Genomic DNA, 26463 nt, shown 5'->3' on the forward strand with positions numbered 1-26463 from the left:
CTCTGAGATAACGGAGAGGGAGTACCTGCTTTTCTATTATTAAAAGTTCAACTTAACATTTCACATAACGGAGAGGACAGAAATATCCTGAAGAAGTGGAACGTTCGCCTAAAAGCTTTCTGAAAGAAAGCTACTTCGGAAGGATGTTCTGTCATCGGAGTGCCACCTCTACAGAATCGGAGATAACAGACGGGAAATCGCTTCTTTGAAGCGGATAATCAGACTGCGTTTCTGGTATTCATCAAGCGTCATTTCCCGCGATACATGCAGGTCGTGCTCAAAGGTTTGTACAAGTGCTGTCGCAATCGTTTCATCATACATAAAGGCATTAACCTCAAAGTTTAACCGGAAACTGCGGTAGTCAATATTGGCGGTTCCCACGGATGCAACCAAACTGTCAATGATAAGTGTTTTGGCATGAATGAAGCCATTATCATATATAAATACTTTGGCGCCAACTTTTAACAACTCACCAATATAAGATAACGTAGCCCAATATACAAAGGCATGGTCGGGTTTATTTGGAATCATGATGCGGACATCAATGCCGGACAGACACGCGAGACGAATAGCTTCGAATACACTGGCATCCGGGATGAAATAAGGTGTTTGAATCAGAATCGAATGTTTGGCACCATTAATCATCTTGAGATAACTGTTCTTGATATGCTCAGTCTCTGCATCCGGTCCACTAGAGACAATCTGCATGGCAATCTTTCCTGTACCCTCGATATGAGGGAAATGCGCCGGAACGTAAGGTGTGTCGTGTTGCTTGGAAGCTTCGTTCCAATCCAGGAGGAAACGGGTCTGCAGCGCATGAACGGCATTCCCCTGAATACGCAGATGTGTGTCACGCCAGTAACCGAATTTCGAGTTCAAGCCGAGATACTCATCTCCCACATTAAACCCGCCCGTGTATCCCAGGTTACCATCGATGATGACAATCTTCCGGTGGTTCCGGTAGTTCATACGCAAGTTGATCAGACTGAATTTGGATGGGAAAAAGACTTCAACCAAACCACCTGCTTCGCGCAATTCTTTGAAAAAGCGTTTGGATACCCGCCGCGATCCGAGCGCGTCATACAGTAAACGGACTTTGATACCTTCCCGCGCTTTGCGGATAAGTGCATCCCGAATTCTTTTGCCCAGACGGTCGCCTCTATAAATGTAGTATTGTACGTGCACGTGATCCTTGGCCGCTTCGATGTCATCCAAGAGCCGTTGGAACTTGTCTGTTCCGTCCGTAATGATCTCAACCGCATTATCCTCCGTTAACAGAGCGCCGTTCTGCTTCAGGTTCATATAGATCATGTCCTGGCTACTCTCGGTTGCTTGGTTGCGGAAAGGGGTGCGGTTATCGTGCAATTGCGTGAGCTGGGCTTCAATACGTTCCTCTAGCCCGAGCTTCTTACGTTCTTTCCACTGGAAAAGCCGGTATCGGGTCAGATTCTGACCGGTTAAAAGATAAAGTACAAACCCAAACACCGGAATAAAGTTCAAGACGAGCAGCCAAGCCCAGGAAGCGCTGGCATCCTTCCGTTCGAAGAAAACGACTGCTGCGGCAAAAATAATATTCAGGCCAAGGAGTACAATAAGTAAAATGGATTCAATATGCACTATAGTCCCCCACGTCTCATAATGACCATCATGAATCTATTCATATGTCCTTGATTAGCAGGTTAGTTATGAATGAGACCCTGATTGTAATGTTTCCTACTAATACGTATTTTAACAGAAGTATACCTATTCGTCCCGGATGTTAAAAAAAGATATGTTCGGATTGGATGGAAATCCATGTGAAATTGATGATAGAGTGTTGTATTTATATAACCAGAGTCGTATAATAATACACAAATATGCATATAAGCGACGGAATTGCTGTGTTCGGGCCACATTCATGCAAGGGCATAGCACAAGTAGCGCATACATCGAGATTGGGGGAGCGAGAGTGAATAACAAATTAAAAGTAGCAATCGTCGGTTCCACCGGCTACGGCGGGGTGGAACTGATTCGTTTTTTCCAGAACCATCCGCAGGTTGAAATCACATCGGTGATCTCATCATCGAGCAGTGGTGAGTCCATCGCAGATGGATTTCCGCATTTGACGGACGTGATTCACAGGCCACTCGACGGTGTAGATCCGGCTGAGATTGCGAGTCGTGCGGATCTGGTATTCACAGCGACCCCGTCCGGCGTAAGTGCAAAGCTCGTACCAAGCCTGCTGGCAGCAGGGCTTAAGGTCATTGACCTGTCTGGCGATTTCAGACTCAAAGATGGAACAGTGTACGAAGAGTGGTACAAACATCCGGCTCCTCCAGCTGATTTGCTGGAACAAGCTGTTTACGGCATGGCTGAGGTGTACGGTGAAAAGGTGAAGGGACAGAATTTTATATCCAACCCAGGCTGTTATCCAACGGCTACACTTCTTGGACTGATCCCTGCAGTAGAGGCAGGCTGGATTGATCCTTCTACTATTATTATTGATGCCAAATCAGGCGTATCCGGAGCGGGACGCGGAACAAGTCTGACCAACCATTATGCAGAGATGAATGAAAATTTCAAAGCCTATAAACTGAACAAACACCAACATATTCCCGAGATTGAACAAGTGCTTGGTGATATAACAGGAACGGCTGTTACGGTTACCTTTACAACACAACTGGTGCCAATGACACGTGGAATCATGAGTACGATGTATGCAAAACTCGTTGGGGAACACAGCGACCGGGAGATCGTGAATCTGTATCGTAAATATTATGAGAACAGACCTTTTGTACGTGTACGTGAACCGGGCATCTGGCCTTCTACCAAAGAAGTGTACGGATCCAACTATTGTGATATCGGATTTGCGGTAGATCCTCGCACAGGGCGTTTGACGATTATTTCGGTCATCGACAACCTGGTGAAGGGTGCTTCCGGGCAAGCGATTCAAAATATGAACCTGATGATGGGATGGGAGGAGAACCTCGGGCTGAGCATGACACCGGTATATCCATAAGGGATTGGAATTCAGGAGGCACTGGAACATTCGATGTAAAAGTGAAGTGCATTCTCGGAGCAACTTATGGAGATTGGATCAGGTTAAGCAGGCGGATCATCGGCATATAGCTGAACGCATACGGGGGATATGATATGGGAACGAATGTGGAGCAACAGAGTTTTACCGTGGTTGAGAACGGAACAATTGTAACCCCTGGGGGATTCACTGCTGGTGGACTTCACTGCGGATTGAAAAAGACTTCTCGCAATGACATCGGAGCGATCCGATGTGATGTACCGGCAACAGCTGCTGCTGTGTATACAACGAACGTGTTTCAGGCAGCGCCACTCAAAGTAACGCGCGAAAGCCTGAGCAATGGACGTCTTCAGGCTGTTATCGTTAATAGTGGTAATGCCAATGCATGTACAGGGCAACAGGGTGAAGAAGATGCATATGCGATGCGTTCAGCCGCTGCGCGTGAGTTGGGTGTGGCAGAAGAGGACGTGGCGGTGGCTTCCACAGGTGTCATTGGGGAATTGCTCAAAATGGATGCTGTGCATTCAGGCATTACCGGCCTTCCGGCGCATATGGGCAAGGAGTCGAATGAGGCGGAACAATTTTCACAAGCGATTCTGACAACGGATTTGGTGAAAAAGGAAGCCTGCGTCTCCGTTATGGTTAACGGCAAGACGGTTACGATTGCGGGAGCCGCCAAAGGCTCAGGAATGATTCATCCGAATATGGCGACGATGCTCGCTTTTATGACCTCTGACGCGGTCATTGGTGCAGAGGCGTTGCAGCGCCTGCTGCGCCAGGCAACCAATCATACATTCAACATGATTACTGTCGATGGGGATACAAGTACGAACGATATGCTGGTAGCCATGTCCAGTGGATATGCTGGCAATGAAGAGCTGACCACAGATCATCCGGATTGGGACGCTTTTGCAGCCGGCTTCACCTATGTATGCCAAGTGTTGGCCAAAGCCATTGCTCGTGATGGTGAAGGAGCAACCAAACTGGTAGAGGTAGAAGTGACAGGTGCGGTAAGTGATGAATCCGCGCAAGCGATTGCCAAAACGGTCATCGGGTCCAGTCTGGTGAAATCCGCCATGTTCGGCGCTGATGCTAACTGGGGACGGATTATTGCAGCCGTAGGACGTGCAGGGCAACCGGTTAACCCGGATACGGTGAATATTCGTTTGGGAGAGATCTCAGTACTTGAACAATCTCGTCCAGTCGTGTTTGACGAAGAATTGGCATTGGCCTATTTGCAGACAGATACAGTTCGCATTGTGGTGGATCTGCACCACGGCGAAGGAACAGCAACAGCCTGGGGCTGTGACCTGACGTATGACTACGTCCGAATTAACGCAGCATACCGCACGTAATACGCCTTTGGGACAAAATGTTTACGAAACAGCTCTCTTCTATTGTGAAGCTGGTTTGAAATATTTCAAAAATCATCAAGGAAATTTAAACTTGTTATTTAATGTTTGATATATAGCGATAGTAATGGAGAAGACGGAATTGATTCTGAAGAAGCGGAGCGGTCGCCTTTTTCTCCAGGTTTTCCCAATATAGGAGGAATTCAAAAAAAACCTGGAGACAACAGCGATCGAAAGAACAATCCGAATTCGGAATGGACTCCTACGAGCCAATGTCATCTTTTAAAAGTGTTGAATTTTATTGAATGTGATTTTTACTAAGAAAGGAGCTTGCCCTCATGAATTCAACAATGCCAAACAAGAGTACCGCAACGGAAGCGAGCACAAAGAAACAGATGTTTGTCATGAAATGTGGAGGCAGCACGCTGGCGGCATTGCCAGAGTCCTTCTTTGCGGATCTGCGTGATTTGCAATCTCAGGGCACGCAGCCGGTAATCGTGCATGGTGGAGGTCCTGCGATCTCGGATAACCTGGCGAAGCTTGGTATCGAAACCGAGTTCGTTAACGGTCTACGCAAGACGACTGAACCGGTGCTGGACGTAGTGGAGATGGTGCTTGCGGGCAGTATCAACAAACAAATCGTGCGTCTGATCCAACGTGTAGGCGGTCGTGCACTAGGTTTATCCGGCGTGGACGGTGGCTTGATACAGGCTAAACCTGTTACAAACCACGCAGAGATCGGCTGGGTAGGCGATGTCACGGGTGTGAATGCAGAGATTATCCAAGGCATCGTGAACATGGGTTACATGCCGGTTATCGCACCAGTTGGTGTGGATGCCACCGGACAACGCTACAACATCAACGCAGATACAGCTGCGGGTGCTGTGGCGTCTCATCTTGGCGTGAGTCGGATGATTGTCGTGACAGACGTTCCTGGCATCATGAAGAACGTAGGCGGCGAGAAAAAAGTACTGCCATCCGTATCTGTACAGGAAATCGAGGATATGATCCAAACCGGAGAAATCTATGGCGGCATGATTCCTAAAGTGCGTGCAGCTATTGCATGTATTCATGGTCAAGTACGTGAAGTCATCATCGTAGACGGCAGCGAACCCCAGATCCTGAGCCGAGTGCTTGGTGGAGAAATCATCGGAACAAAAATCATTCGTATGCAATAATTATTCTCAGTGCGCTAGGGTCTTCATGGTCTTATATATTAAATAAAAAAATATGTGCACGGTTTTTTTATGTGAAGATTGAACATCACACAATAACGTAGAGGACAGAAATAACCTGAAGAAGCGAAGCGTGCGCCTAAAAGCTTTCTGAAAGAAAGCTACTTCGGAAGCATACACTATCCCCGGATTTTCCCCTTTAAGGGACAATCAAAAAATCCGGGGATAACAGCGATCGGAAGGTTGTTCTGGCATCGAAGTGAAAAGTGTAAAGTTAAGGTGTTCTCATAATTAGTGCCGTTGCACCAACCAATAGGAGTGATATGGTCATGGCAAAAGGCAACGAACAGCCAGGTTCTGGCACAGCGGTAGCGGGCGCAGCAGCAACAGGTGCAGCGGCACAGACGGAAAGCTCGCTTTTTCAAACATATGCGCGTTATCCAATCAGTCTGGTCAAAGGTAAAGGAAGCTGGTTGTGGGATGACCAAGGCAACCGTTATCTAGATTTCATGTGCGGACTCGCTGTAACCAGCCTGGGCCATGCACCAGAGAAAGTCGGTGCCAAGCTGAAAGCTCAGATTGATGAGCTGTGGCATGTGTCCAACCTGTTCCAGATTCCGGGCCAGGAGAAAGCAGCAGCATTGCTGACAGCCAATACGTGCGCTGATGCTGTGTTCTTCTGTAACAGTGGTGCCGAAGCGAACGAAGCGGCTATTAAGGTAGCCCGCCGATATCACCAGAAGGTGAAAGGAACAGATCGCTATGAAGTGATCACATTTGCCCAGTCCTTCCACGGACGGACGCTCGCAACGTTGACAGCAACCGGACAGGATAAGGTGAAAGAAGGATTTTTGCCATTGCCAGCCGGATTTGTAACCGTACCTTTGCATGACATTCCTGCACTTGAAGCAGCAATTGGACCTAAGACGGCAGCAATTATGCTGGAGATGGTTCAGGCCGAGGGTGGTGTATATCCGGTTGAACCGGAATTCGTCAAACATGTACGGAAACTGTGTGACGAGCACGGATTGTTACTCATTGTGGATGAAGTACAGACCGGAATGGGACGTACGGGCAAACTGTTCGCGCACGAACATTATGGCATCGAGCCAGATGTGTTTACTGTGGCTAAAGGTATCGGCAGTGGCTTCCCTGTAGGCGCGATGCTGGGTAAAGGTTTCCTGCGGGATGCGTTCACAACTGGTAGTCATGCGACGACATTTGGCGGAACGCCACTTGCTTCATCCGTTGTGATTGCGACCATTGAAACGATGCTGGAAGATCGTTTGCCAGAGCGTGCCGCGGAGATGGGTGAATACCTGATGAGCTCCCTGCGGAATCGCTTGGCAGGCAATTCCTTTGTGAAGGAAGTACGTGGCATGGGATTGCTCGTCGGTATTGAATGTGCTGAGCCGGTAGGTGATATTGTGCTTGCTGGGCAAAAACGCGGTATTTTGTTTGTCTCTGCAGGACCGAATGTGATTCGTCTGCTTCCAAACCTGTATGTGAGCAAAGAAGAGATCGACGAGGCCGTATCCCTGGTAGCCACACTGATTGAAGAGCACGTAGCGGCGAAAGCCTAATATAAAAATGAGAACCTTTCTGTCTCGGGGCCCTAACTGGCCTCGAAGCAGAATGAGATGATGAATCCCTGTAGCCGCGCGGTGAACTTGCAGAAGGCGGGAATGAATACACAACTTGCGAAGCACCCAGACAACGTGTCAACGTTGCTCTCTCTTCTGCCCATGCGGGTGCAGGGAACCGGAAATAAGGAGGACATTATAGATGACAGCACAACAGACGGAAAAGATTCAGAAGATTGATCTGAGAGGCCGGGATTTTATCGAGTTCACGGACTATACGGCCGAGGAGATTCGTTATCTGCTTGATCTCGCGATTGAGATTAAAGGCAAGCAAAAAAGCGGTGTACCGTTTCAACCGTTGAAAGGCAAAACGATCGGACTTATTTTTGAGAAGTCGTCCACACGTACGCGTGTATCCTTTGAAGTGGGCATGTTCCAGTTGGGTGGACACGCACTCTTCCTGAGCAAAAATGATATCCAGCTGGGTCGCGGGGAAACGACACATGATACAGCCAAAGTATTGTCCCGTTACCTGGACGGCATCATGATCCGTACCTTTGGACACCATAATGTAACTGAACTGGCAGAGCATGCGGATGTTCCGGTTATTAACGGCCTGAGCGATGCAGCGCATCCTTGTCAGGTACTAGCAGATTTCCAAACGGTGCTGGAGCACAAGGGCAAGCTCGCAGGTCTAAAAATGGCTTACATCGGAGATGGCAACAACATGGCGCACTCCCTGATGCTCGGAGCAGCGAAGATGGGAATGCATGTTGCTGTAGCAACGCCAGAAGGCTATGAGCCGGATAGCGCAGTAGTGGAGCAGGCACGAATGATTGCACAAGAGAGCGGTTCTGAAGTAACTGTAACGTACAGTGCACAGGAAGCAGCCAAAGATGCAGATATCGTGTACACGGATGTATGGGCGAGCATGGGCTTTGAAGAAGAGCAGAAGATTCGTGAGCAGGCATTTGCGGCATATCAAGTGGACGAGGAACTGATGAAAGGCGCGAAGCCGGACTACATGTTCTTGCATTGTCTGCCAGCTCACCGCGGCGAAGAAGTGAGTGCCGGTGTAATTGACGGACCGAACTCCCTGATCTTTGATCAGGCGGAGAATCGCTTGCATGCACAGAAGGCATTAATGGCCGCGTTAATGAGCGAATAGAGGCTGTTTGCCTTTATGGGTTGATTTTAGGCCCAGATTTCGCGATGATAGATTCATTATAATGTACTTTAAAAAGTTAGTTAAATAAGAAGCATACACAAAAACGGAGAGACAGAAAAAGCTTGAAGAAGCGAAGCGTGCGCCTTTATCCCTGGATTTTACCCTTATTAATAGGGATGAAAAAAATCTGGGGATAACAGTGATCGGAAAGATTTTCTGGCTTGTAGGATTCAGTGTATGAAGGCTCTGTTTAACTTAACTGATCTTGGGGAGGACCACTGAACATGGCTAAGGAAAAAATTGTACTCGCGTATTCAGGCGGGTTGGACACATCTGTAATTTTGAAATGGTTGAAAGAAACATATGATGCTGAGATTATCGCTTTCACTGCGGATATCGGACAAAAGGATGAATTGGATGGCTTGGAGGAAAAAGCACTCGCTACGGGCGCTTCCAAAGTATATATCGACGATCTGCGCGATGAATTCGCAAAAGATTTCATCTATCCGATGTTCCAGGCAGGTGCCCTCTATGAAGGACAATACCTGCTCGGTACAAGTATTGCTCGTCCACTGATCGCTAAACGCATGGTGGATATCGCTCGTGCAGAAGGTGCTACAGCCATTGCTCACGGCGCTACGGGTAAAGGAAATGACCAAGTTCGCTTTGAGTTGAACGCGGCTGCGCTGACACCAGACATTAACGTCATTGCACCTTGGCGTCTGGAAGAATTCCGCAACCAGTTCCCGGGACGTGCAGAGATGATTGCTTACGCTGAGAAACATGGCATTCCGGTAACCGCATCTGCGGCTAAACCATACTCTACAGACCGTAACTTGCTGCATATCAGCTATGAGAGCGGTGTGCTTGAAGATCCTTGGTTCGATCCAAGCGCGGACGAGAACAAAGACATGTTCCTGCTGAGCAGTGCACCTGAAGATGCACCAGACCAAGCGGAATATGTTGAGCTTGAATTCGAAAAAGGCGACTGTGTTGCACTGAACGGTGAGCGCTTGAGCCCGTTGCAAGTGATGGAGCAACTGAACGAGCTGGGTGGCAAACATGGTATCGGCCGTGTAGATATGGTTGAGAATCGCTTTGTGGGTATGAAGAGCCGTGGCGTATACGAAACACCGGGTGGAACAATCTTGTTCACCGCACATCGCAAAATGGAATCCATCACGATGGACCGTGAAGTGATGAACCTGCGTGATAGCCTGATTACACGTTACAGTACCCTGGTATACAACGGTTTCTGGTTCGCACCAGAGCGTCTTGCATTGCAAGCCCTGGTGACTGAAAGCCAAAAAAATGTAACAGGTACCGTACGTGTGAAGCTGTACAAAGGCAACATCATCGGCGCAGGTGTGAAAAGTCCTGTCAGTCTCTACAATCCGGACATCGCAACGATGGAAGCTGATCCAACGCAAGCTTACGATCAAGGGGATGCAACAGGCTTTATCCGCCTGAACGCACTTCGTCTGAAAGTAAACTCCGGCGTGGAGCAAAACAAAAACTAATTTCAACCTGCACAATAGAGCTATATCAATATAAATGACAAGGCAGGCCGTTCTTGCACATCTGGCAGGAGCGGCTTTGTCCATGAGCGAAAGGGGAGTACTCACCGTGAGCAAGCTGTGGGGAGGACGTTTTACAAAACAAACCAATCATTTGGTTGAGGAATATACGGCATCAATCAATTTTGACAAAGCTTTGGCTGAGGAAGACATTCAGGGTAGTCTGGCCCATGTAACGATGCTGGGCAAATGCGGCATCCTTCCAGCGGAAGATGTGGAAACGATCAAAGAAGGTCTAATCACCGTTCTGCACAAAATCCGTGCCGGCGAAGTGGAATTCTCCGTTTCGGATGAAGATATCCACATGAATATTGAGAAAAACCTGATTGATACGATTGGCCCTGTAGGCGGCAAATTACATACAGGCCGTAGCCGGAACGATCAGGTTGCAACGGATATGCACCTATACTTGCGTGAGCGCGTAGTTGGATTTGTAGGCATGCTGCATTCCTTACAGGAAGCACTGATTGGACAAGCAAAAGATAACCTCGATACCATCGTACCGGGTTATACGCATCTTCAGCGGGCGCAGCCAATCTTGTTCGCCCATCACCTGATGGCATATGTATCCATGTTCCAACGTGATGCGGAGCGTCTGATGGACAGTTACAAACGCATTAACATCCTGCCACTGGGTGCAGGTGCGCTCGCGGGCACAACATTCCCGATTGACCGTCATTTTGTCGCGGAACAACTGGGCTTTGATGGTGTGTACGAGAACAGTCTGGACGCAGTAAGTGACCGCGACTTTATCGTTGAGTTCCTGGCAGCAGCTTCCCTCATCATGACTCACTTGTCCCGTCTGAGTGAAGAGCTGGTGCTGTGGAGCAGCACGGAGTTTGGGTTTGTTGAACTGGACGATGCGTTCTGCACAGGCAGCAGCATTATGCCACAGAAGAAAAACCCGGACGTTCCTGAACTGGTTCGTGGTAAAACAGGACGTGTGTACGGCAACCTCATTGGTTTGCTGACCGTACTGAAATCTCTCCCACTGGCATACAACAAAGACATGCAGGAAGATAAAGAAGGCATGTTCGATACGGTAGCAACGCTGGAAGGTGCACTTCAACTGTTTGCTCCAATGATCGCGACAATGACCGTGAACAAGGATCGTATGCGTCAAGCGGTCAACCAGGATTTCTCAAACGCTACGGATATTGCCGATTTCCTCGTAGGCGAAGGCTTGCCTTTCCGTCAGGCGCATGAAGTCATTGGTAAAACAGTGCTCTACTGCATCCAGAACAGCAAGTATTTGCTGGATCTGACGATCGATGAATTCAAGCAGTTCTCACCGCTGTTCGATGACCGGATCTATGATGTGCTGCAACCGGAAGCGGTAGTGAATGCTCGTAATGTCTACGGCGGAACAGCTTCGGGTCAAGTCGCCGAAGCCATTGCACGCAGTGAAAAGGTACTGGAAATCACCGAGCAATGGATTACGAACCGCGGTTAATACCACGGTTACGATAGGTATCGTACAGATACCACAGTACAATAAAGAAGCAGGCCAGAGGACTTTGTTCTCAACGGCCTGCTTCTTTGTGTTTTACAGCGGTGTGCTCTAGATATATTGAACTCAACCGCGAACGGAAGGTAGGTTGCTCTACTATCGGAATACCGTCTTCATCATCTGCAGTGACTACTAAAGCTCTACTAATCGCGCTTGGGCAAAGGCAACCATTTCAATACATCCTGGATCTTGGCATCCCAGTAGCCCCATTCATGTTCACCAGGCCCTTCCTCGTACGTCAACTCGAAGTTGGTTTGTTCACAGGCTTGACGGAAAGTTTGATTATCCTCATACAGGAAATCTTCCGTTCCGCAACATTGATAGAGCAAAGGTCGTTGGCTTTCACCAGATTGATTTTCTTTTAACAGATGGATCAGATCGTTTTCTGTACCTGTCACATCGGGTCCGAAAATTCGCTGTAACTCTGTCTGTTGTAATGCTGAGGATGCGTTTCTATCCATATGTGCAGACATATCGAGTGCGCCAGACAAACTGGCAGCTGCCGCATATTGCTCTGGTTTACGAAGGGCCAGCTTAAACGCGCCATAACCACCCATGGATAATCCAGCAACGAAGTTATCCTCACGCTTTGGCGATAGAGGGAAGAAAGAACGAGCGAGTGTAGGCAGTTCTTCGCTGATAAACGTCCAGTACTTTCCGCCTTCGACCATATCCGTATAGAAGCTGCGATGTACCTGCGGCATAACAACGGCGATTCCAAGGTTTGCTACATAACGTTCAATCGATGTGCGGCGCAGCCAGATGGAATCATCATCCGATAGACCGTGTAACAGGTACAGGGTTGGGTGAAGACCTTTGCCAGTAACGTTCTCCATACCGATCTGATTGTGGGTTTGTTGCGGCAGAATGACATGCATGCTGGTACTCAGTCCAAGCGTATCGGAGTAAAAATCACATTTAATAAGTGCCATGAGTATAAGAAACCCCTTTCATAAGTTCGTTAACCACGTGTTTTTGATTTGAGAGGATGAGCCGGGATTGCTCCCTAATAGCTTTTAAGTGTCCATATTTAACAGGTTATACGCATTGCGCGTGCAATGCAATAACAAGATGCACGTTAAAAAATCATGCTGGAATATCTCTGAATTGCAAGGTATCTACAACTTAAGTCGGGTGATCGGCATGGAGGAAAGATTAACATTGTTACGGTGTTGTTTACAACGTAACAATGTTATGTTACACTCTTTTCAACAAGAGGAGTGAGTGTATATGACGGATGATTTGATCTCCAAAAAAGAATTGTTGGACCTGACAGGAATCTCATATGGCCAGTTATACCGCTGGAAGCGGAAAAATCTCATTCCGGAAGAATGGTTTATTCGGAAGTCGTCCTACACCGGACAAGAGACCTTTTTTCCCAAACAGCAGATATTACTTCGTATTGACAAGATACTCAATATGAAAGACGGATTATCGCTGGATGAGCTGGCAGACGTGTTCTCACCTACGTTGGGTGACGTGGATATGTCTGCACAACAACTGTTAGAGCGAAACATTGTTTCACAAATATCGCTAGACCTATTGAAAGAAGCGGGTCGGGAACAACCGCTATATGCTTTGGAGCAGATTATGATGCTCTACGTTCTTGATAAGCTGTTAATGAGCGGAGATATTACTCGGCAAGAGGGTGTATTGCTAATCGATGTGATGTCCGAACATTATTATCGTTTTACAGGCAAACCTAGCGAACTGGTGCTTATCCGTAAGATGGGTGTTCCATCATTCATGCTGGTTACAGCAGGAACGGAGTTTTATTTTGACAATGGTGTGAAGGTGGTTCTTAGGCAGTCGATGGGAACGTTTATGGAAGAATTAAAACTTAAATTGGGATAAGGAGAGGATTATCTATGGAAGAGCGGAATAAGCGGAATGATCTGAATGTGGCGGGCATAAGTCAAACGGCAGGCGGGAATTTTCACCGTGTATCGATTGATGGCATGGCTAAGGTGAACGGCAACCTGGATTGTACCTCTATGGAAGTGAATGGAACATTGAAGATGCATGGCGCTTTGACCTCCGAGAGTGCAACGATTAACGGCATGTGCACGTTGAATGGCCCTCTGACCAGTTCTCGTGTCCGGGTGGATGGCATGACGACGATTAACGGAGATCTCCATAGCCCTGAACTTGAAGTGAACGGAAAGTGTACCGTACGTGGAAGAGTAGATGGGGAACGAATTGATATTGGCGGTGTGATTGATATTGAAGGGGATGTGCAATGCGAGTCCCTGAATGTACGAGGCAATATTAAGATCAGTGGCTTTTTGAATGCAGGAACGGTGGAGATCCGACTTCATACCTCTTCTTCGGCTAAAGAGATTGGCGGAGAGCGTATCGATATTCGTCGCAAGGAACAACAGAATGGATTTTGGAAAAGTATTGGTCTGGGCGGGACTCCATCATTTAAGACATCCTTAATTGAGGGCGATGAGATTGTACTGGAAGATACCGAAGCTGATATTGTTCGGGGGAGTAACATTTTTATCGGTCGCGGCTGTAACATCAGGCTGGTCGAATATTCAGGTGAACTTGAGGTAGATCAGGATGCCAAGGTGGGCAGCAGTCAGCGAATTTAATTTAGGATATGGAGAAAGGGATGGGATCGACATGAATAACAATCCTGGGCGTTCATTGGACAAAAAAATGGATATCAGCATCGTTGGTGATGGCAGTTCCTCTGGTGGCGTGTACGGCAAGATCAAGGTCGTAGGGGACGCGTCCTTTAACGACAATCTATCTTGTGATCGCTTCAAATGTACGGGTACATCGGTCATATACGGATCGCTTGAATCCACAGATATTAAAATTACCGGAACCCTGACTCTAACAGAGCGAGAGACCAGCAACGATGGTGAGGATGGCATCCAGGCTTCTGGCCTGCACGCCAAAGCTGAGCATATCAAAGTGGTCGGGGAGCTTCATCTGTCAGGGGATTGTCAGGCGGAAAATATCAAGCTGAACGGACGTTTGACGATAGCGGGGATGCTCAGCGCAGAACACATGACACTCAAAATCATGGGTCCATCCGAGGTCAAGGAGATGGGCGGTTCCATCATCTCGGTGAAGAGTGGCCGGTTGAATGACTTGTTTACGGGGAATAAGTCGATTCTCAAGGCACAGATCATCGAAGGTGACGATATTGAATTAGAGAATACTGAGGCCGAGATTGTCCGTGGCGATAAAATAAAAATCGGTCCTGGCTGCCGGATTGGTACAGTGGAATACCGTTCATCTCTGCACATTCATCCGCAATCGGAAGTTTTGCTGCAAAGCAATCGGTCCTTGGACTGATTAACGCAGACTTCTTTTCGGATATACTAATGCAGTCATATGAATAGAGCGTGAATGGAGAGATTGAGTACAATGGTTGCACGTAAAAACAGTATTGGATTGGTGCTGGCAGGGTTACTGCTCAGCATACTAATGGCTTCGATGGATAATACCATCGTGGCAACAGCAATGGGGGATATTGTCGGGAAGCTGGGTGGGCTCGACAAGTTCGTCTGGGTTACCTCCGCGTACATGGTGGCTGAGATGGCAGGGATGCCGATCTTCGGTAAGTTATCCGACATGTATGGACGGAAGAAGTTTTTTGTCTTTGGTATTATTGTGTTTATGCTTGGCTCAGCACTGTGCGGAACGGCAACGTCTATTGTGGAATTGACGATGTACAGAGCGATTCAAGGTATTGGCGCGGGGGCCCTGGTGCCGATTGCCTTCACAATCATGTTTGATGTCGTAGCACCAGAATCTCGTGGTAAATTGGGTGGGTTGTTTGGAGCGGTCTTCGGTCTGTCCAGCGTCTTTGGACCACTGCTTGGTGCTTATATTACTCAGTATGCGACATGGGAATGGGTATTCTATATCAACCTGCCACTCGGCTTGATTGCATTTGTGTTTATTGCATTCTTCTATAAGGAATCTCATCAGCATCAGTCCCAACAGATCGACTGGCTGGGTGCAGTAACGCTGATCGGTGCTGTTGTGTGCCTGATCTTTGGTCTGGAACTGGGCGGCAAAACATTTGCCTGGGGTTCCTGGCAGATTCTTGGCTTGTTTGCCGGATTTGTAGCATTAGCGCTGCTCTTCCTTTTTGCAGAAACCAAAGCCAAAGAACCCATCATCTCCTTCAACATGTTCCGCAACCGGGTCTACTGGTCCAGTAACGTTATTGGTATGTTCAGTGGTGCAGCGTTCATTACAGCATCCGTGTACATTCCGATATTCATACAGGGCGTACTCGGTGGCAAAGCGACCAACTCCGGTCTTGTGCTGCTGCCCATGATGCTCGGGTCCGTTGTGACGGCGTCCCTGGGCGGGGTGCTGATGACCAAAATCAAATATCGCAATATCATGATTCCTACGTTGGCCTTACTTGTCGTTGGACTTGGATTGCTGACTACGTTGGATGAGAGTTCCTCTCTCTGGACGATACGTATTTACATGGTGATGGTTGGTCTGGGTGTCGGTGCTTCGTTCTCGGTACTCAGCAATGCAGCCATGAACGCATTTGAACCGCAACGCCGTGGAGCAGCAAGCTCCACACTTAACTTTTTGCGGTCCCTCGGCATGACGATGGGCATTACGATCTTTGGTATCGTACAGAGCCAGGTATTTACGCGTAAAATGAATGATGCTCTTGCTGGTTCAGCTGCGGAAGCAGGCGGTGCTTCAGCGGGTGGCGTGCCGCAGGGAGTGGACCTGACCGATCCACATGCGTTGCTCTCACCAGAACTTAGACAGGCGATTCCGCCTCAGGTGCTGGATACCATCACACATGCCCTGTCTTCTTCCATCGTACAGTTATTTGCGTGGGCCGTGATTCCGGCTGCACTCGCGTTGGTTGCTTCCTTCTTCATGGGAAAAGAGAAGATGGTTGTAGGTGAAGAGCAAGGTGAATACACCGGCGGTCACTAATCCGTTGTGCAGTAAACTAACTATAAGTTATGGTAGTACAGCTGATCGAAGCTTGGTAAATCTCGAATAACATATCTTGAAAATGTAGAGACACACTTCTCGCTTATCCCCAAAAGGGACGTGAAGTGTGTCTTTTGTTTTCGTGTGATCAGCTTATGTTTATCCATGAATTACGGCAGGACATTGTTTGTACCATTTCGTGATCTGTAAGTTGTCGGTTGCTTTGAAAAAAAATTAAGGCTGCTTCGTATCGCTGATCCCGTCCTCAACAACAGAAGGTTCTTGCGGATCAGGCAAGCTGCTATGACCTGAGCGGGCGATCAGACGATTCTGTGCTTTGTATGTGTCCCGTGTAATCGTTTTGGATTCAACTACTTTACCGTCTACACTCTTGGTCCGAACCGTCTCGACAATATATCCAGGCTGTCCGTCTTGCAGCACCTGCTGTGCACCATCAGGCAGTACAGTACTGGACACATATTTCACCGGAACACTTAATATTTCAATGGTGCGAGATTCAAGGGCATAGCTGACATTCTCCGGGAAGGTGCCGAAAAATTTCACCATTAATTGGTGGTTCTTCACCTCTGCATGAATGAGTAAGGATTTTCCAGTATTGTTTTTGAAACGAAAGTTGATGGCTCCGGAGGCAAAGGTGGCATCCAGTCCTTTCGGCAAATATTTGACCGGCAGGGAGTGGTTGCGACGCTCAATAATATCAAGACCCGTCAATAGCGCTGCATTATACACCGTACTGGATACCTGGCAGATTCCCCCGCCAATTCCGGGGGTTAGTCTTCCGTTAACAATGACCGGAGCCTCACGAAACCCATAATCCTTCTCCGCTTTACGGATGACCTTCTCATAATCGAAGGTGGCATCAGGTGGCAAAATCATGCCGTTGATCGCTTCCGCAGCTGCGCTGACATTATGTATCCGGCCTTCACTACTATTGCCCAGACCCGTGGAGAACTGGATGATCTTCCGGTCAATGCCTTCCTGGCGTAGCGAATCAAGGGTTACTTCAGGTTTCAGCGTATACAGTGGTACCTGGATCAACAATGGGGCGGGTTTCTCGTTCTGGCTCAGTACGCTGAAATCCCTGTGCAGCTTCGTCTGAATGAGACTTGCGAGTGTATCCCAATCAATCCGACGGACGCCTTTTTCCGGGATATACTGGACTTTGTCACTTGCGGTAATGCGGCGAACAGCGTCCGCGGGTGTACCGAAGGTTTCCTTTTCCCAGGCAGGGCTGAGATGCTCTTGAAGTGACCGTGAGTCGTAGCTCATATCGAGAGAGAACTCTTTCGGAAAATGATAACGTGCATATGCGCGTTCCCACAGGTTACCTTCCTCCAGCTGCTGTATGGCGGACTCCATGCTTTTAACGTTGTAGCTCACCCCCACCTGATCTGCGGTATACGTCATCGTCTGTGGGTCGGGTTCAGTCACTTCCAAGGTGACAGGCCAGTCCTCCAGCTTTTGGATCTGTTCACGCAATTCATGCAACAAGCTCTTGCGATTCTTTCCCTCCACGAGCATGCCGCCAACATGAACGTTTTTGGGCATGGCGGGTTGATTCACGTACATATACAGCAATCCATAAGACGCGGAGCCGATCAAGAGGATGGAGAATAGAACAATGATCGTCACATGTATTTTTTTCATAACCGTACGCTCCTTTATACTTCTGATGTTCCGCATTTTGTAACACTTTCTATATATATGATCCAATGCAGGAAAACTTTCGGGTACTCAAAAGGTAACAAATTTGTTACAATAAACTTCATATGAATCCATGCTTCACCATCGAAACAGGAACGAAGTGGATTTTTTCCTGATGAAATTCAGGTCTTTTTAAAGGAAATGCCGAGATTGTGTCGAAATGATAATGGCTAACTATGCGAGCAGGAAGTGATGATGTGATAGAAATGCAGGACGTGTGGAAGACCTACGCCAATGGGACCCACGCATTACAAGGGGTGTCGGTGAAGATCGACCGCAATGAATTTGTCTATATCGTCGGTCCGTCCGGCGCGGGCAAATCGACATTTATGAAATTGATGTACAGAGAAGAAGTTCCGACCAAAGGACAAATATCCATTAACGGATTTAATATTGGTAAGTTGAAGCCAAGAAAGATTCCTTATGTGCGTCGCAACATCGGCGTTGTGTTCCAGGATTTTCGTCTGCTGCCACGGATGACAGCATTTGAGAATGTGGCTTTTGCCATGGAAGTTATTGAAGCACCGAAGCGTCATATCAAGAAACGGGTCATGGAAGTGCTCGACTTGGTGGGACTGCGCAGTAAGGCGAATCGTGAACCTTCACAGCTCTCAGGCGGGGAACAGCAGCGTATTGCCATTGCGCGGGCTATCGTCAATAACCCATCGGTTATTATCGCGGATGAGCCTACAGGTAACCTCGATCCGGAGACGTCATGGGGCATTATGCAACTGCTGGATGAGATTAATTTCCGGGGAACAACCATTGTTATGGCAACCCACAACAAAGATATCGTGAATACGATGCGTAAACGGGTCATCGCCATTGAACGTGGACAGATTGTACGGGATCAGATGAGAGGGGAATACGGTTATGAATTTTAGTACTCTCTTGCGCCATCTGCGGGAGGGATTCAAAAACGTATTCCGCAACGGCTGGATGTCTGTAGCCTCCATCATGTCCATCATTGTGTCGCTATTGATTCTTGGTGTGTTTATGCTGCTGGTGCTTAATGTGAACTCCATGGCGAATCAGGTTGATAGCCAAGTGGAGATCAGCACGTTCCTCGAACTGAATGTGGACGAGAACCTGCGTAACACACTGGAACAAGAAATCAGCGCGATGCCTGAAGTAAGCGAGATTCGTTTTGTTTCCAAGGAAGAAGGGCTCAAGGAGTTCCGTGATCGTCTTGGAGAGAGTGCAGATAACGTGCTTAGCGGTTTCGATGTGGACAACAACCCACTGCCGGAGACCATTGAAGTTGAGGTCATTGAACCGGAAACCGTCACTTTTGTGGCGCAAAAAATCGAAGCGTTGAACGAAAAACACCCGGAGAAGCCAATCATGAAAGTGAATTACGGCAAGGAAACGGTGGAAGTGTTGTTCAAATTTACGAAACTTGTTCGTAACATCGGATTTATTTTTGTTGGGGGACTGGGTCTGATGTCCATGTTCTTGATCTCGAATACGATTCGCGTAACGATTCTGGCACGTCGCCGGGAGATCGGAATTATGAAGTTGGTTGGCGCAACCAATACCTTTATTCGCTGGCCTTTCTTCATTGAAGGTGCACTTATTGGATTTATTGGATCGGTCATTACGGTTGGGGTGCTGTTCGTTGGATACAGCCAGTTGATGAACACGATTGGTCAGGATGTCTTCATGCAGATGCTTAACTTGATTCCGCTCGGCGAAATCTGGGTGCTGTTTGGAACACTGTTGATCGGACTCGGTGTGCTGGTAGGTATTTTGGGAAGTACACTGTCCATTCGGAAATCACTCAACGTTTAATCTTGTTTTCAACGATCGAATTGCAGAATATGTCGAAAAGAATGGTAAAGCAGGTTCATTAATGGACGCTGTTTGACGATATGTAGGAAAGACGGAGTCTTTTAAGATTGAAGAAAGCAAAGAACATGCTGTTCACCACCTGTGCAGGTTGCTTTCTTGTGAAATCATAGGATGGGGGATCATCATTTTGAAAAAAACTGCTTCGCTGCTGGCCTTTACGTTATTGGCCAGTTTGACGCTTCAACCTTCTGACGGATATGCCAAGAGTAGCATCAGCGATATTGACCAACAGATTCAGCAACTGGAGAGCAAGGCGGCTTCTGCCAAGCAGGAGCAAAAAAAAGCGGCTTCCAACAAAAAAGAAGCGCAGCATTACAAGAACAAAACCAACGCTTATCTGAAGGTTGTCATGGAACAGATCAATGTCGTTAGTGATGAACTGGCCAGTGTATCCTTGCAGATCGAGAATACGGAGGAAGATCTCCGTACAACGAAAAAAGATTTGCAAGCGGCAGAAGAACGCATTGTTGCAAGGGAGAAACTTTTGGAGTCACGTGTGCGTCTGATGTATACGGACGGTGCTGTATCCTATCTGGATGTATTGTTGTCCTCTACCAGCTTCACTGACTTCCTGACCCGTGCGGATTCACTCAAAACGATCGTGGATCAGGATCAGCATCTGCTGGACGAGCACAAAGCGGACAAGCAACTGGTTGTGGACAAAAAGGCAGAACTGGATGTGCAATATGCGGAAGCCAAGAGCCTGTACGCACAGAAGAAACAGCGCAAATCCCAATTGAATGAAAAAGAAGCGGAAAAGCAAGTGCTTCTCGCTTCATATGATGCTAAAATTGAAGAGTCAGAAGAGCTGACACAAGAGCAGGAAGATGTATTAATGCAGATTGCCAGCAAACGTTCGGCACTTCTTCAAGAGAAAAATAAATTACGTGAACAGCAGGCTGCAGCTGCAGCCAAAGCAAAAGCCGCGGCAGCAGCCCGGGCGAAAGCGGCAGCCAAGACTCCAACCAGAGTCAGCTCGGATAGCAGCAGTGAGGTTACGTATTCATCCGGTAATGGTATCTTCTCAAGACCGGTATCTGGAGGACGTATTTCTTCTGGATTCGGTCCCCGTACTCACCCAATTACGGGTGTAGTGGGGAAAATGCATGCCGGTGTCGATTTTGCTGTTCCTCAGGGAACTTCTGTTCATGCTGCTTCAGGCGGAATCGTGATCATGGCTGAATGGTATAGCGGTTATGGTTATACGGTTATTGTTGACCATGGCGGTGGTCTATGGACATTATATGGTCACTTGCGCGAAGGTGGATTTAAAGTCAGCAAAGGAGACACGGTAAGCAAAGGCGATACCATTGCTGAATCAGGAAATACAGGAAACTCCACGGGACCTCACTTGCACTTTGAAGTAAGAGATAACGGTAACGCGGTAAATCCGATGAACTATTTGTAATTTTTTCATTCCTAGACCGAATGGAAAAAACATATTCCGTACAAGCTAGACATATACTAAGCTGGCATGTTCAGGGAATGGAATCTGGCAACAATGGATTCTGACACGCTTCAAAACTAAAGGCGGTGACAAACGGATGATGAAGAAAAGATCGGCGCTACTGCTTGTCATTGTAGGTCTGCTTGGCGGTAGTTTGCTAACCCTGGTATTAATGACTTACCCAGGAATAGGGAGCCAGACCACAGCGGGCGAAGGTTTGCTGGCCAGTGTAACCGGCAATACACAGCAGAAGAACGATTTGAAGAAGATTGAAACCGCGATGGATTTGATCTCAAGCAACTACTATAAAGACGTGGATCAGACCAAATTGATTGACGGTGCGATCAACGGCATGATGGAATCCCTTGGTGATCCGTACTCCAACTATATGGGGCAGGAAACGGCTGCTCAGTTTGAAGAGTCGATCGAAGGTTCGTTTACCGGTATTGGCGCAGAGGTGTCCTCACAGGATGGAAACGTCGTTGTTGTTTCTCCAATCAAAGGATCACCTGCCGAGAAAGCGGGTATTCGTGCAAAAGACATGATTATGTCTGTAAACGGAGAATCGCTGCAAGGTTTGGAACTGAACAAGGCGGTTAACAAAATCAGAGGTCCTAAAGGCAGTGAAGCGAAGGTACAAGTGAAACGTGCTGGATCTTCTGAACTGATTGAATTTGTCATTGTGCGGGATGATATTGATCTGGAGACCGTATATGCTCACATGGAGGACGGCGGAATTGGCGTTATTGCCATTACTCAATTCTCTCTGAATACAGGCGACCGCTTCAAGGAAGAATTGGCGAAGCTTGAGAAGCAGAACATGAAAGGTCTCGTCATCGACGTACGAAATGACCCGGGCGGTGTCCTGCAAGTCGTTATTGATATTGCGGAACAGTTCGTGCCTAAAGGCAAGGTTATTGTGCAAGTCGAAGACAAGAACGGCAAAAAGGAACAAAGCAAATCCAATGGATCAGCCAAGGCTTATCCAGTCACAGTCCTGATGAACAAAGGTAGCGCGAGTGCGTCGGAGATTCTGGCCGGTGCATTGCAACAGTCAGCAGGCGCGAAGTTGATTGGTGAGAATTCCTTTGGTAAAGGAACCGTACAGACGAGTTATGACAAACAGATGGGCGACGGCAGCTTGCTGAAGATCACCATTGCCAAGTGGCTCACGCCAAACGGAGACTGGATTCATGAAAAAGGAATCAAACCGGATATCGCGGTTGACCAACCGGATTATTTCTCGGTGGCACCGATCAACAAAGAAAAGTTACCACTTAAATATGACAGCAATAGCACGGATGTGAAAAGTGCGCAGACGATGCTGAGAGGACTCGATTTCAAACCGGATCGTGTGGACGGATACTACGACCAGAAGACAGAAGAAGCGGTCAAGGCATTCCAGAAGCAAAAAGGCATTCAGGCTACAGGTCAGATTGATGAGAAAACCGCCGAATCACTCGAAGCGGCTCTGATTGAACGTATTGCCAATCCTCAATATGATGCACAGCTGAAACGCGCGATCGAAAATGTCTCAAAGGATATTTCGTCCGCAGTGTCGAAGCCATAAAGAAGGCTGATTTTCAGCCTTCTTTTTTTCTGAACCGGCTGAAGGAGAGGGGTGACCGTCCACAATGGAATGGGTATGGCTGTGGTTAACTACATTAGGCGAAGCATTGTTACAGTTGTTTATTCAGCCGTTTTATTATATTGCGGTGATTTTGATTGCACTCATCTATCATCGTCAGCTACTGCAGGAGCGTAAATTGTTTCATGTTCGTTTGCAAAGCTCGATCACACAGACGATTCGTGCCGTGCTTGGAGGCATACTCATCGGTACCATCGTCTCGATCGTCTCCTTATTTCTCGGGGCACATCTTACCCTGGGAAGCGTGATATGCATATGGGCTGCGACGTTAGTTCTATCCTTGTTCCGCATCAGGTACTTGTGCTTTGCCTACGCAGCAGGGTTGCTGGGTGTGTTGCAATTTGGTTTGAATCTGGCTTCAGGCTGGCAGCCATCTGGTTGGATGGGTAGCATTACGGAGACGCTACGTGCTCTGGACATGCCTGCACTGCTTGTCCTGGCTGCCCTTCTACATATGGGTGAAGCCTTGTTGGTACGTATGCAGGGGGTATCGATGGCATCACCGCTTCTCTTCGAGGGGAAACGTGGGAAACTGGTCGGTGGATATCAACTGCAACAGTTCTGGGCCATTCCCTTACTGATTCTTGTTCCGGTCACTGGAGGTGGCGCGGAGCTGGCATGGAATCCACTCATGAATACAGGTCAGAGTTATATGCTGTTTGCGTTGCCCATCATGCTCGGATTTGGTGAAATAACGCAAAGTATGCTTCCTGAACGGAAGGTGCAGATTTCGTCAAAACGGTTGATGTTATATGGGACAACCTTGCTGGTGTTCAGTTTGCTTGCTGCATGGTGGTCTCCACTCATGGTGGTTGCTGCGCTGATTGCATTTATTGGACATGAGTTTCTGGTATGGTACAGCGCGTTTGAAGAGCAAAACCGCAGTCCGGTATTTGTCCATCCCCAGCATGGGTTGAAAGTATTGGCTGTTATTCCGGAGAGTCCTGCTGCAGATTTGGGAATTGAAGCCGGGGAGACGTTGTACAAGGTGAATGGTAAGTTGGTTCATTCGCCGGAAGAGTTGCATCGCGCCTTGCGGATGAATCCGGCTTTTTGCAAGCTTGAGGTACGCAATCATCAGGGAGAAAGCAAGTTCATGCAACGAGCGATCTATGAAGGGGAGCATCATCAGCTTGGGGTCATTATGGCACCGGACAATCACGAGGTCTGGGCGATTCGGTTACGTCCACTGACGCTGTTCCATGTCATCAATCTCAAATTGTTTGCCCGCTTGAAAAAACCACCAAGGGACGATGCCCCATTGGCGTTACCGCCAGCCCCTGTGGCCAGTGATAAAGGATCCATAGAGATGTAATTAAGCATACGTGATGAAGTATGTTGCATAAATGAAGTAATGAAAAAGGTATTTCCGAGCGCCGCTACAGGCGAGGGAAATACCTTTTTGTTATTTTTTCAACATAAAAATGGCGATTTGAGTCCGATCACGCAAGCTCAGCTTACCGAGAATATCCGTGACATAGTTTTTGACCGTGCCTTCACTGAGGAATAGTTTGGCGGCAATTTCTTTATTGGATAACCCCTCCGATATGGCCTCGGCAACCGCAAGCTCCATACGAGTCAATCCATAGGCTTCGATTGGATTCTGTGTCAGGGGAGTCGTAGCAGGACGAAGAAGTCCTGTTAGCTTGCGGGCAATATCCGGATGGATTAACATATCGCCGTTATGTATGGTCCTGATGCCTTGAATAATCCGTTCCGGGGGGACGTTTTTGAGCAAATAACCGCTGGCTCCATTCTGTAATGCCTGAATAATATACTCATCGTCATCAAACGTAGTCAGCATGAGCACCTGGATTTCGGGAAAACGTGCCTTGATAAGCCCAGTACCTTGGACTCCGTCACATTCCGGCATCCGAATATCCATCAACACCACATCTGCAGGGGTGCCTGCTTCAAGCAATGCCAAGGCCTCCTGTCCATTTGAGGCTGTGCCTGTGACGCTAATACCGGAGTCCAGTCCGAGCAGCACTTTAAGGCTCTCGCGAATGAAATAGTCGTCGTCGGCGAGAATCAGCCGAATAAGTGGGGGCTGGGCTGAATCATGCTTGTTGTTCACATCATTGCGTTCGGACATGAGCACATTCACTTCCTTTTTTCAGAGTATATCCATCTGGTTCGTTATTGGAATGCGTGTAATCACGGTATATGGATAAGCTGATTGGACTTCCAAGGTTCCTCCCACCATTTGTGTCCGCAGACGCATGCCTTCCTGTCCTATACCACTTCCTTTAGACGAATGGGGATTGATTATGCCATCATTCCTTACACTCATACAGACTTCCTGATCCCCGAATAGCAACTCTACTGTGATGGAAGAAGCATTTCCGTGTCGCAGGGCATTGGTCATGGCTTCTTTGGCATTTTTGAACAAAACAATCTGTACGCTGGGATACAGCGTATGAGATGGGCCATGAACTTCATAATTTGTCTTCACGCCAGTATCTCTGCCCACTTCCTCTAGGAGGCGATTCAGGTCGTAAGTTTCGGAGGCATAAGAAATAGGTTGCAGTTTGTGCAGTGTGCTGCGCATATCATCCATACTGGTGGCCAATTGATCACGAATCTGTCTCACCATTTCCGTTCCTTGTTCCGTATTAAGGGGGAGGGTCAGGAGGGCGGCTTCCGACATCATTTTGGTGCGAATCAGTCGATGCCCGATATCATCATGAAGCTGTCTTGAGATACGGATACGTTCCTCTGCCTGTGCTGCTCTTTCAAGTTGCTTTGTAAATAACAGAAGCTGTGCTCGCGCTTCTTGCAGCTCATAATGTTTACTGCGGAGCTCGTCATAGACTTGTTCCAGTTGTCCGCGGCTGCTCGCCGTTCTTGATCCCTGCCAGGACAGAGCCGCTGTGATGAGCAGAAGCAGGTTGCCAAGAACCATCGCTGTTGCCTCTGCGGTGAATAATGTGTTGGTGGTTGTATTTAGTGTCTTTAACCCTAGCTCCGGTGCCAGTGGCACAGAATAATACCATCCCAAAGCGATATTGCTTCCGACAAGCTGAATGGCAAACATAAACCATCTCCGACTTCCCTCCAGTCTGTATATATACACGTAGAGCACGGATAGAGCGAGGAATAACAGGATGGGTCCATACGAAGCAATCAGCCAACAGCTCCAGAGTATTTCGGCCAGAAGTAACAGCCACTGCTGGGTAATTGAACGAGTGGAATCTTTCCACACGGAGAGCCCAAGCGCAATAATGATATAAAGGGTGTAAATGGCTTCGCTTTCCAATGGCAGCATCAACATGTACAGCACGGCTGGAACGATAATTAATCCGTATTGCAGAAACCGCATAGGCATAGGGTTGTGACATCCTTTATATAAAAAGTGGAGTAAAAAATCTCTCGGTAATGCGCCCTTGATTATACCACAAGCAGCAATCGAATCAGGAGATGACTTAAGTCACCTTCGATTCATGACTTTTCGTACCTTCCCGATAGAAGGC

At 47.8% G+C, this 26463-nt stretch carries 21 protein-coding genes; 16 read left to right on the forward strand and 5 right to left on the reverse strand.

Annotated features, from left to right (window positions below):
* Window positions 1-168: 168 nt before the first annotated feature.
* A complete protein-coding gene (cls, locus tag MHH93_RS25945; RefSeq protein WP_133386068.1) occupies window positions 169-1617 on the reverse strand; it encodes a cardiolipin synthase in 1449 nt (482 codons plus the stop codon).
* 331 nt (window positions 1618-1948) lie between these two features.
* On the opposite strand from cls, the gene argC reads away from it, so the two are divergent.
* The 7 genes from argC (at window position 1949) to argH (ending at window position 11324) form a co-directional block, all read left to right on the forward strand.
* A complete protein-coding gene (gene argC / locus MHH93_RS25950) occupies window positions 1949-2998 on the forward strand; it encodes an N-acetyl-gamma-glutamyl-phosphate reductase (protein ID WP_500056384.1) in 1050 nt (349 codons plus the stop codon).
* Window positions 2999-3132: 134 nt separating this feature from the next.
* Complete coding sequence (gene argJ / locus MHH93_RS25955) at window positions 3133-4371, forward strand: bifunctional glutamate N-acetyltransferase/amino-acid acetyltransferase ArgJ (RefSeq protein WP_500056385.1); 1239 nt, start codon at window positions 3133-3135, stop codon at window positions 4369-4371.
* 335 nt (window positions 4372-4706) lie between these two features.
* The gene (argB, locus tag MHH93_RS25960; RefSeq protein WP_500056386.1) at window positions 4707-5546 is read left to right on the forward strand and encodes an acetylglutamate kinase; all 840 of its coding nucleotides are present in this window, start codon (window positions 4707-4709) and stop codon (window positions 5544-5546) included.
* Between the two features lie 326 nt (window positions 5547-5872).
* Entirely contained in the window at window positions 5873-7126 is a 1254-nt protein-coding gene (locus MHH93_RS25965; protein ID WP_500056388.1) for an aspartate aminotransferase family protein, read from the forward strand.
* A gap of 202 nt (window positions 7127-7328) precedes the next feature.
* Window positions 7329-8294 carry an ornithine carbamoyltransferase gene (argF, locus tag MHH93_RS25970; RefSeq protein WP_500056389.1) on the forward strand — a complete coding sequence of 322 codons (966 nt, stop codon included), beginning with the start codon at window positions 7329-7331 and terminating at the stop codon, window positions 8292-8294.
* A 284-nt stretch (window positions 8295-8578) separates the two neighbouring features.
* Window positions 8579-9814, forward strand: a complete 1236-nt coding sequence (locus tag MHH93_RS25975; protein WP_145324334.1) for an argininosuccinate synthase — start codon at window positions 8579-8581, stop codon at window positions 9812-9814.
* Window positions 9815-9920: 106 nt separating this feature from the next.
* Entirely contained in the window at window positions 9921-11324 is a 1404-nt protein-coding gene (gene argH, locus MHH93_RS25980) for an argininosuccinate lyase (RefSeq protein WP_339261529.1), read from the forward strand.
* Between the two features lie 200 nt (window positions 11325-11524).
* On the opposite strand, the gene MHH93_RS25985 is transcribed toward argH, so the two are convergent.
* Window positions 11525-12313, reverse strand: coding sequence for an alpha/beta hydrolase (locus MHH93_RS25985; protein WP_500056390.1), 789 nt, complete (start codon window positions 12311-12313; stop codon window positions 11525-11527).
* A 298-nt stretch (window positions 12314-12611) separates the two neighbouring features.
* On the opposite strand from MHH93_RS25985, the gene MHH93_RS25990 reads away from it, so the two are divergent.
* The 4 genes from MHH93_RS25990 (at window position 12612) to MHH93_RS26005 (ending at window position 16319) form a co-directional block, all read left to right on the forward strand.
* Window positions 12612-13235, forward strand: a complete 624-nt coding sequence (locus MHH93_RS25990; protein WP_500056391.1) for a YhbD family protein — start codon at window positions 12612-12614, stop codon at window positions 13233-13235.
* Window positions 13236-13249: 14 nt separating this feature from the next.
* Window positions 13250-13978 carry a polymer-forming cytoskeletal protein gene (locus MHH93_RS25995; protein ID WP_500056392.1) on the forward strand — a complete coding sequence of 243 codons (729 nt, stop codon included), beginning with the start codon at window positions 13250-13252 and terminating at the stop codon, window positions 13976-13978.
* A gap of 31 nt (window positions 13979-14009) precedes the next feature.
* Window positions 14010-14693: a hypothetical protein gene (locus MHH93_RS26000; RefSeq protein ID WP_500056393.1), complete on the forward strand. Its 684-nt coding sequence runs from the start codon at window positions 14010-14012 to the stop codon at window positions 14691-14693.
* 72 nt (window positions 14694-14765) lie between these two features.
* The gene (locus MHH93_RS26005; RefSeq protein ID WP_500056395.1) at window positions 14766-16319 is read left to right on the forward strand and encodes an MDR family MFS transporter; all 1554 of its coding nucleotides are present in this window, start codon (window positions 14766-14768) and stop codon (window positions 16317-16319) included.
* Between the two features lie 234 nt (window positions 16320-16553).
* On the opposite strand, the gene MHH93_RS26010 is transcribed toward MHH93_RS26005, so the two are convergent.
* On the reverse strand, window positions 16554-17987 hold the full coding sequence (locus tag MHH93_RS26010; RefSeq protein ID WP_500056396.1) for a VanW family protein: 1434 nt from the start codon (window positions 17985-17987) through the stop codon (window positions 16554-16556).
* Window positions 17988-18241: 254 nt separating this feature from the next.
* On the opposite strand from MHH93_RS26010, the gene ftsE reads away from it, so the two are divergent.
* From ftsE to MHH93_RS26035, 5 genes are all read left to right on the forward strand, one after another.
* Window positions 18242-18928 carry a cell division ATP-binding protein FtsE gene (ftsE, locus tag MHH93_RS26015; protein WP_024631580.1) on the forward strand — a complete coding sequence of 229 codons (687 nt, stop codon included), beginning with the start codon at window positions 18242-18244 and terminating at the stop codon, window positions 18926-18928.
* Window positions 18918-19835 carry a permease-like cell division protein FtsX gene (gene ftsX / locus MHH93_RS26020; RefSeq protein WP_500056398.1) on the forward strand — a complete coding sequence of 306 codons (918 nt, stop codon included), beginning with the start codon at window positions 18918-18920 and terminating at the stop codon, window positions 19833-19835. Before ftsE ends, ftsX begins: the two co-directional genes overlap by 11 nt.
* 187 nt (window positions 19836-20022) lie before the next feature.
* Entirely contained in the window at window positions 20023-21303 is a 1281-nt protein-coding gene (locus tag MHH93_RS26025) for a murein hydrolase activator EnvC family protein (protein WP_500056399.1), read from the forward strand.
* 136 nt (window positions 21304-21439) lie between these two features.
* Window positions 21440-22912, forward strand: coding sequence for a S41 family peptidase (locus tag MHH93_RS26030; protein ID WP_500056400.1), 1473 nt, complete (start codon window positions 21440-21442; stop codon window positions 22910-22912).
* A gap of 64 nt (window positions 22913-22976) precedes the next feature.
* Complete coding sequence (locus MHH93_RS26035; RefSeq protein WP_500056401.1) at window positions 22977-24305, forward strand: PDZ domain-containing protein; 1329 nt, start codon at window positions 22977-22979, stop codon at window positions 24303-24305.
* Between the two features lie 90 nt (window positions 24306-24395).
* On the opposite strand, the gene MHH93_RS26040 is transcribed toward MHH93_RS26035, so the two are convergent.
* Together MHH93_RS26040 and MHH93_RS26045 are read right to left on the reverse strand one after the other, a co-directional pair.
* Window positions 24396-25085, reverse strand: coding sequence for a response regulator transcription factor (locus MHH93_RS26040; protein ID WP_500056402.1), 690 nt, complete (start codon window positions 25083-25085; stop codon window positions 24396-24398).
* A 21-nt stretch (window positions 25086-25106) separates the two neighbouring features.
* Window positions 25107-26318 (reverse strand): sensor histidine kinase, encoded by a 1212-nt coding sequence (locus MHH93_RS26045; protein WP_500056403.1) that lies wholly within the window; start codon window positions 26316-26318, stop codon window positions 25107-25109.
* Window positions 26319-26463 lie beyond the last annotated feature (145 nt).

Origin of the sequence: Priestia sp. FSL H7-0729 (assembly GCF_038005685.1) — a bacterium.
Lineage (GTDB): Bacteria > Bacillota > Bacilli > Paenibacillales > Paenibacillaceae > Paenibacillus.

Bases quoted from the DNA above. Each gene is read 5' to 3' on its own strand.
- argJ (WP_500056385.1), top strand. From the start codon at position 3,133: ATGGGAACGAATGTGGAGCAACAGAGTTTTACCGTGGTTGAGAACGGA.
- argB (WP_500056386.1), top strand. From the start codon at position 4,707: ATGAATTCAACAATGCCAAACAAGAGTACCGCAACGGAAGCGAGCACA.
- MHH93_RS25965 (WP_500056388.1), top strand. From the start codon at position 5,873: ATGGCAAAAGGCAACGAACAGCCAGGTTCTGGCACAGCGGTAGCGGGC.
- argF (WP_500056389.1), top strand. From the start codon at position 7,329: ATGACAGCACAACAGACGGAAAAGATTCAGAAGATTGATCTGAGAGGC.
- MHH93_RS25975 (WP_145324334.1), top strand. From the start codon at position 8,579: ATGGCTAAGGAAAAAATTGTACTCGCGTATTCAGGCGGGTTGGACACA.
- MHH93_RS25985 (WP_500056390.1), bottom strand. From the start codon at position 12,313: ATGGCACTTATTAAATGTGATTTTTACTCCGATACGCTTGGACTGAGT.
- MHH93_RS25990 (WP_500056391.1), top strand. From the start codon at position 12,612: ATGACGGATGATTTGATCTCCAAAAAAGAATTGTTGGACCTGACAGGA.
- MHH93_RS25995 (WP_500056392.1), top strand. From the start codon at position 13,250: ATGGAAGAGCGGAATAAGCGGAATGATCTGAATGTGGCGGGCATAAGT.
- MHH93_RS26000 (WP_500056393.1), top strand. From the start codon at position 14,010: ATGAATAACAATCCTGGGCGTTCATTGGACAAAAAAATGGATATCAGC.
- MHH93_RS26005 (WP_500056395.1), top strand. From the start codon at position 14,766: ATGGTTGCACGTAAAAACAGTATTGGATTGGTGCTGGCAGGGTTACTG.
- MHH93_RS26010 (WP_500056396.1), bottom strand. From the start codon at position 17,987: ATGAAAAAAATACATGTGACGATCATTGTTCTATTCTCCATCCTCTTG.
- ftsX (WP_500056398.1), top strand. From the start codon at position 18,918: ATGAATTTTAGTACTCTCTTGCGCCATCTGCGGGAGGGATTCAAAAAC.
- MHH93_RS26030 (WP_500056400.1), top strand. From the start codon at position 21,440: ATGATGAAGAAAAGATCGGCGCTACTGCTTGTCATTGTAGGTCTGCTT.
- MHH93_RS26035 (WP_500056401.1), top strand. From the start codon at position 22,977: ATGGAATGGGTATGGCTGTGGTTAACTACATTAGGCGAAGCATTGTTA.
- MHH93_RS26040 (WP_500056402.1), bottom strand. From the start codon at position 25,085: ATGTCCGAACGCAATGATGTGAACAACAAGCATGATTCAGCCCAGCCC.
- MHH93_RS26045 (WP_500056403.1), bottom strand. From the start codon at position 26,318: ATGCCTATGCGGTTTCTGCAATACGGATTAATTATCGTTCCAGCCGTG.